Below are 6,532 nucleotides of genomic sequence, written 5' to 3'. Positions count from 1 at the left end.
TGACAACAACGACGGCGAGGGTCGTCGTGGGCGCCGCGGGCGTCGCAACCGTCGCGGCCGCGGCCAGGACCAGCACGATGGCGGCCAGCAGCAGGACCAGGGCCATGACTCTGCGGATCTGCAGGATGTCGCCGGCATCCTGGATATCGTCGATAACAATGTCGCTTTCGTGCGTACCACCGGCTACCACGCGGGTGGTTCGGATGTGTTCGTGCCCAACCAGCTCATCCGTCGTTCCGGCCTGCGTGCCGGCGATGCTGTCACCGGCAAGGTGAAGATGGGTAACCCGCAGAACCACGGCCAGGGCCGTAACCGCCAGAAGGCGAATCAGCTGGTCAGCGTCGATACGGTGAATGGCTTGAGTGTCGATGAGGCGCGTCACCGCCCCGAGTTCTCCAAGCTCACCCCGCTGTACCCGAACCAGCGTCTGCGCCTGGAGACCGAGGCAAAGATCCTGACCACCCGCGTCATCGATCTCATCATGCCGATCGGTAAGGGCCAGCGCGCGCTCATCGTCTCCCCGCCGAAGGCCGGTAAGACGACGATCCTGCAGAACATCGCCAACGCGATCTCGACGAACAACCCGGAGTGCTACCTCATGGTGGTGCTTGTCGACGAGCGCCCCGAGGAAGTCACCGACATGCAGCGCTCGGTCAAGGGTGAGGTCATCGCCTCCACCTTCGACCGCCCGCCGTCAGAGCACACCGCCGTCGCGGAGCTGGCCATCGAGCGCGCGAAGCGTCTGGTGGAGCAGGGCAAGGATGTTGTCGTCCTGCTCGACTCGATCACCCGTCTGGGTCGTGCGTACAACAACTCCTCGCCGGCGTCGGGACGCATCCTGTCCGGTGGTGTGGACTCCAACGCGCTGTACCCGCCGAAGCGTTTCCTGGGTGCCGCCCGCAATATCGAGAACGGTGGTTCGCTGACGATCATCGCCACCGCGATGGTGGAGACCGGTTCCGCCGGTGACACCGTCATCTTCGAGGAGTTCAAGGGCACCGGTAACGCGGAGCTCAAGCTGGATCGCAAGATCTCCGAGCGTCGCGTCTTCCCGGCCGTGGACGTCAACCCCTCGGGCACCCGCAAGGACGAGCTGCTGCTCGCCCCGGAGGAGGCCCGCATCATGCACAAGCTGCGTCGCATTCTCTCCGCGCTGGATCCGCAGCAGGCCATCGATCTGCTGATCAAGCAGCTGAAGAAGACCAAGAGCAACGGTGAGTTCCTCATGCAGGTCGCATCGAGCGCTCCGATGGCGGCAGACAAGGACGAGGAGGATTACTCCTAGTGGCTACTGTTTCCGCGGTCGACGATGTCGTCTCCGAGTACCAGGGCATTGAGGCCCAGATGGCGGACCCGGAGACCGCCGGTGACCAGGGGTTGTTCCGCAAGCTCTCGAAGCGTTATTCGCAGCTGCAGCCGATCATCAAGGTCAACGATGAGCTGGTGAGCACGCGTGCTGACCTCGAGGACGCCCGCGAGATGGCGCAGGAGGACAAGGAGTTCGCCGCCGAGGCCGAGCGCCTGCAGGCCCGCGCCGTTGAGTTGGAGGAGGAGCTGGCCGATCTGCTCGCGCCCCGCGATGAGCACGACAGTGATGACGTCATTCTGGAGATCAAGGCCGGTGCCGGCGGCGAGGAGGCTGCGCTCTTCGCTGGCGACCTGGCGCGCATGTACGAGCGCTACGCCGATAAGCACGGTTTCACCTGGGAAGTCCTCGGTCTCTCCGAGTCCGATCTGGGCGGAGTCAAGGATATGACCTTGTCTATCCGTGCGAAGAACCCCTCCCGCGATGGCGCGTGGAGCGTATTCAAGTTCGAGGGTGGCGTCCACCGCGTGCAGCGCATCCCCGTGACTGAGTCGCAGGGCCGCATCCAGACCTCCGCGGCCGGTGTCATGGTCTTCCCGGAGACCGAGGACGCCGGGGAGATCACCATCGATGACAAGGACATCCGCGTCGACGTCTACCGCGCCTCCGGTAAGGGCGGCCAGGGTGTGAACACCACGGACTCCGCCGTGCGCATCACGCACCTGCCGACGGGGCTTATCGTCACCTGTCAGAAGGAGCGCTCGCAGATCCAGAACAAGGCGCGCGCCATGCAGGTCCTGCAGGCCCGCCTGGAGCAGATGGAGCGCGAGAAGGCCGACGCCGAGGCCGCCGAAGGCCGTGCCGCCCAGGTGCGCACCATGGACCGCTCCGAGCGCATCCGCACCTACAACTGGCCGGAGAACCGCATCAGCGATCACCGCATCGGTTTCAAGGCCAACAACCTCGACTCCGTCCTCGACGGCAACCTTGACGACCTGTTCACCGCCCTCAAGGCGGCGGAGCGCGCCGAGCGTCTCGAGGCGGAATAGGATGACGCTCCGCGCCGCACTTATCGACGCCGCGGAGCGCCTGCGCACCGCCGGCGTCGATAGCCCGCTTGTCGACGCCCGCCTCATCGCCGCCCACCTCCTTAAGTGCGGTCCCCTCGACGTCGCGTTCCGCGACAAGATCCCGGACGGTTTCTGGGAGATGGTCGCCCGCCGCGAGCAGCGCGAACCCCTCCAGCACATCCTCGGGGTCGCGCCTTTCGGGGCGCTGGATCTTACGGTCGGGCCGGGGGTATTCATCCCCCGCCCGGAGACCGAGGTCCTTGCCGACTGGGGGGTGCGTCAGCTTATCGACGTCCCCGCCCCCCGCGTCGTCGATCTGTGTACCGGTTCCGGGGCGCTCGCGCTCTACATCGCGCATGAGGTGCCGGGAGCGGAGGTGGTGGGCGTCGAGAAGCACGATGCGGCCTTAAGCTATGCCCGCCGCAACGCGGCTGGCTCGACGGCGCGGATGGTGCAAGGTGATGTCACCGACCCGGATCTTTTGGCCGCGTGGCACGGCAGTGTGGATCTGGTGCTGTCGAATCCGCCTTATGTTCCCGCGGATCCGGACCTGCAGCGCGAGGTCTATGCCGATCCACCGGAAGCAGTTTTCGCAGGTGACAGCGGCATGGACGTCATCGTTGCGTTCCTGCCCACCATCCACGCCTTGCTACGTCCCGGTGGGCAGGTGGGCATGGAACACGACGACACCACCTCGCAGACGGTGCGGGATGTCCTCGCCGCGCACGGTGGCTTCGGTGACATTGCCGTGCTGTGTGACCTGACCGGTCGGGCGCGGTTTGTCACGGCGAGTAAGGTGTAAGCCCATGAGCCGCATCTACTCCTGTGCCGAAGAGACCTCCCGCGCGGAGGGCATCGCCGCCGCCGTCGACGCCGCGCGCAGCGGACGTCTGGTCGTGCTGCCCACCGACACGCTCTACGGCCTGGGCTGTGATGCCTTCGACAACCAGGCAGTGGCGTCGCTTCTCGCCACCAAACGCCGCGGCCCCGACATGCCGGTGCCCGTGCTGGTCGGCTCCTGGGACACCATCCGCGGCCTGGTGCGCGAGTACCCGCCACTGACGGAATCCCTGGTCAAGGCCTTCTGGCCGGGCGGGCTGTCCATCGTCGTCCCGCAGGCGCCCTCGCTGCCGTGGAACCTCGGTGATACCCGTGGCACCGTCATGCTGCGCATGCCGCTGCACCCGGTGGCCATTGAGCTACTCCGTGAGGTCGGGCCCATGGCCGTGTCCTCCGCCAACATCTCCGGACATGAGCCGCCCACCACCGCCATCGCAGCGAAGCAGCAACTCGGCAACGCCGTGTCGGTGTACCTGGATGGGGGAGAAACCCCCGTGGGCAAGCCCTCGACCATCATCGATCTTTCCGGACCCAACCCTTATCTCCTGCGCGAGGGCGCGCTGAGCGCTGAGCGCATCAGCGAGGTCATCGGAGTATCCGCCGAGCAGCTGCGGACCCGCCCCTGACATGGGCGCCGGCGTCCCGCTGCGCGAACTAGGACTGGTGATCCTCGTCGCGGCGACGATCACCTACCTGGCCACCGGAATCGTGCGCTCGATCATGGTGCGCTCCGGCAAGGTCGCCGAAGTCCGCCAACGCGACGTGCACACCCAGCCCACCCCACGCCTGGGCGGGGTGGCGATGTTCTCCGGTTTCTTGGCCGCCGTCTTCCTGGCCAACCAGCTACCGGCCCTGACCAGGGGGTTCATGCCGATCACCCCGGAGATGAACGCCGTGATCTGGGCGGCCTTCGCCATCGTGCTGGTCGGTATCCTCGACGACCTCTACGACCTGGACGCCATCACCAAACTCATCGGCCAGATCCTCGCCGCGATCATCATGAGCGTGCTCGGACTGTCGTGGACGCTGCTCTACCTGCCCCTCGGTGAAGGCACCACGGTGGTGCTCGATCAGATTCAGGCCACCATCATCACCACCATCTTCACCGTGGCACTCATGAACGCCATCAACTTCGTCGACGGCCTCGACGGGCTGGCCGCCGGCCTGGGCATGATCGCCGGCGGGGCGATCCTCATCTTCTCCCTCACCGTCCTCCACGACCAGGGCGGGGCCGTCTCCGCGTACCCGCCCGCAATCATGGCGGCTGGCCTGGTGGGCGTATGCCTGGGATTCCTGCCGCACAACTTCGAGCCCTCCCGTATCTTCATGGGCGACTCCGGCTCGCTGCTCATCGGCCTGCTGCTGGCCGCCGCCTCCACCTCGGCCTCCGGCAAAATCAACATGTCGCTGTATGGCACCGCCGACATCGTGGCGCTGATGAGTCCCATCATCGTCGTCGCCGCCGCGGTGTTCATTCCAGTCCTGGACCTTGTCCTGGCCGTGCTTCGCCGCCTGGGCAAAGGGCAATCGCCCTTCGCGGCCGATAAACTCCACCTCCACCACCGGCTGCTCTCGTTGGGGCACACCCACCGGCGCACCGTGCTGGTGCTCTACATGTGGGTGGGCGTGGTCACCCTTGGGGCGGTGAGCTTCTCGGTGGTGCCCGCGCGCATTGCCGTGGCGTTCTTCGTGGTCATGCTCATCGCCGCCTTCCTTATCACGCTGGTCCCGCTGCGGGCCGGCAAGCTGGGGCGTCATGCGAGACCGACCCGAGTGGTACTCCACTCCGATCCCAGCCGGTAGGATCCGACACCGTGACTACACCTGACACCACCCCGGAACGCTCCCAGTACGACGACCCGCGCCGCCCACTCCTGCGTGCTGTCCGCTTCGGCACCATCGCCCTGGCCGCGATCACGGTCATCTCCCTGCTCGCCTGGGGCTGGGCCCGCGACCTGCCCGGCATCTGGGGCGTGCTCATCGGGGCAGCCATCGGTGGTGGCTTCGTCCTTTTGACCGCCTTCAGCGTGCTTTTCACATCGTCGACGAACCCCGCCACCACCGGCGCGGTCGTCCTCGGCAGCTGGCTGCTGAAGATCGTGGTGCTCATCATCGTCCTGGCCATCATCCGGGACATGCAGTTCTACGACCGCATGGCACTACTGGTCACCCTGGTGCTGGCACTGGTCATCGTCCTGGCAACCGAGGTGTGGGGCGTTATCACCGCACGTGTCACCTACATCAACTGAGCTGGGGCAGTGCCGGGCGCGGCGTCGATAAGCAGCCTCCCCTCGGGGAGGCTTTCCCGGTTCGGGGGGAGCGCGCCTGGCAAATCACCCCCGACGGGGGAGGGCCGGAACACATGTGATCGAGCTTACAAAGGTCCACAAAAGTGCCGATACGGGCGATTTTGCCGGTAGGGGGTGCCCGTTCCCCGGAAGGTATCGCGCCACGTCAGCAAACATATTGGGGTGCTGCGCGAGAATCGGCGGGGACCCTGATAAGCTTCCATGCGGGTTACCCCGGCACGTTCGAGGTCCACCCCTGTCACCGCCCTCGCTGATGTGCGACGGAGTCCGAGGCGGTGCCGGAAAAGAGTTTTTCAGACGTCCATCGCACCGTGTGGGACTGCAATGTCCACATACGGCCCGAACACGGGAGAGAACGCTGAGCGTTACAACACTGGCCATGAGGGGCGAATTCCACGCACCCGAACTGGATCCTGAATTTTTCCCGGGGCAATACTACGGCCACATTCTGTTTGCGGATGTCGCAAACGGGTGGTTCGCACTGGACCGACTGATGCTCGTCAGAATTCTTATGACGATCCTTCTGGCGGTCCTTTTCCTTGTCGCCTTCCGGAGCCCCAAGCTGGTTCCGTCAGGCCTGCAGAACTTCGCAGAACTCGCACTGGATTTCGTTCGGGTGCACATCGCAGAGGACATTCTGGGCAAGAAGGAAGGCCGCCGGTTCCTGCCGGTCATCGCCACCATCTTCTTCGCCGTCCTCGCGTTCAACATCCCGACGATCATCCCGGGTCTGAACATCTCCCCGAACGCGCGAATCGGTTTCCCGATCGTCCTCGCGCTGTTTGGTTATGTCGCCATGATCTACGCCGGCTCCAAGCGTTACGGCTTCGGCAAGTTCATGAAGTCTTCGGTGGTCATTCCTAACCTTCCGCCGGTTCTCCACCTCCTGGTGGTGCCGATTGAGTTCTTCTCGACGTTCATCATGCGGCCGGTCACTCTCGCACTTCGTCTTATGGCGAACTTCCTTGCGGGACACCTCATTCTGGTTCTGCTGTACTCCGCCACGA

General features: G+C 65.1%; 7 protein-coding genes. All 7 read left to right on the top strand.

Annotation, left to right across the window (positions count from 1 at the left end; translation table 11 throughout):
- Positions 1 to 1,285, top strand: a 1,285-nt coding sequence (rho, locus tag Q4G50_RS14230; RefSeq protein ID WP_303378312.1) for a transcription termination factor Rho, incomplete at its 5' end; no start/stop codon positions are given.
- Positions 1,285 to 2,355, top strand: a complete 1,071-nt coding sequence (gene prfA, locus Q4G50_RS14225) for a peptide chain release factor 1 (RefSeq protein WP_303378311.1) — start codon at positions 1,285 to 1,287, stop codon at positions 2,353 to 2,355. The genes rho and prfA, both read left to right, overlap by 1 nt.
- Before the next feature lies 1 nt (position 2,356).
- Positions 2,357 to 3,178 (top strand): peptide chain release factor N(5)-glutamine methyltransferase, encoded by an 822-nt coding sequence (gene prmC / locus Q4G50_RS14220; protein ID WP_303378310.1) that lies wholly within the window; start codon positions 2,357 to 2,359, stop codon positions 3,176 to 3,178.
- Between the two features lie 4 nt (positions 3,179 to 3,182).
- Entirely contained in the window at positions 3,183 to 3,842 is a 660-nt protein-coding gene (locus Q4G50_RS14215) for an L-threonylcarbamoyladenylate synthase (RefSeq protein ID WP_303378309.1), read from the top strand.
- A gap of 1 nt (position 3,843) precedes the next feature.
- Positions 3,844 to 5,019 carry an MraY family glycosyltransferase gene (locus tag Q4G50_RS14210; protein WP_303378308.1) on the top strand — a complete coding sequence of 392 codons (1,176 nt, stop codon included), beginning with the start codon at positions 3,844 to 3,846 and terminating at the stop codon, positions 5,017 to 5,019.
- Between the two features lie 11 nt (positions 5,020 to 5,030).
- On the top strand, positions 5,031 to 5,465 hold the full coding sequence (locus tag Q4G50_RS14205) for a hypothetical protein (RefSeq protein ID WP_303378307.1): 435 nt from the start codon (positions 5,031 to 5,033) through the stop codon (positions 5,463 to 5,465).
- A 439-nt stretch (positions 5,466 to 5,904) separates the two neighbouring features.
- Positions 5,905 to 6,532 (top strand): FoF1 ATP synthase subunit a (locus tag Q4G50_RS14200; protein WP_303378306.1); only part of this gene is annotated, 628 nt, incomplete at its 3' end.

The organism is Corynebacterium sp. (assembly GCF_030538285.1).
Taxonomy (GTDB): domain Bacteria; phylum Actinomycetota; class Actinomycetes; order Mycobacteriales; family Mycobacteriaceae; genus Corynebacterium.
The sequence above is the reverse complement of the archived record's forward strand: the minus strand, read 5'-3'. Positions and strand labels throughout refer to the sequence as shown.

Excerpts from the sequence above, each read along its gene's own strand:
- prmC (WP_303378310.1), top strand. The coding sequence starts at position 2,357 with ATGACGCTCCGCGCCGCACTTATCGACGCCGCGGAGCGCCTGCGCACC.
- Q4G50_RS14215 (WP_303378309.1), top strand. The coding sequence starts at position 3,183 with ATGAGCCGCATCTACTCCTGTGCCGAAGAGACCTCCCGCGCGGAGGGC.
- Q4G50_RS14210 (WP_303378308.1), top strand. The coding sequence starts at position 3,844 with ATGGGCGCCGGCGTCCCGCTGCGCGAACTAGGACTGGTGATCCTCGTC.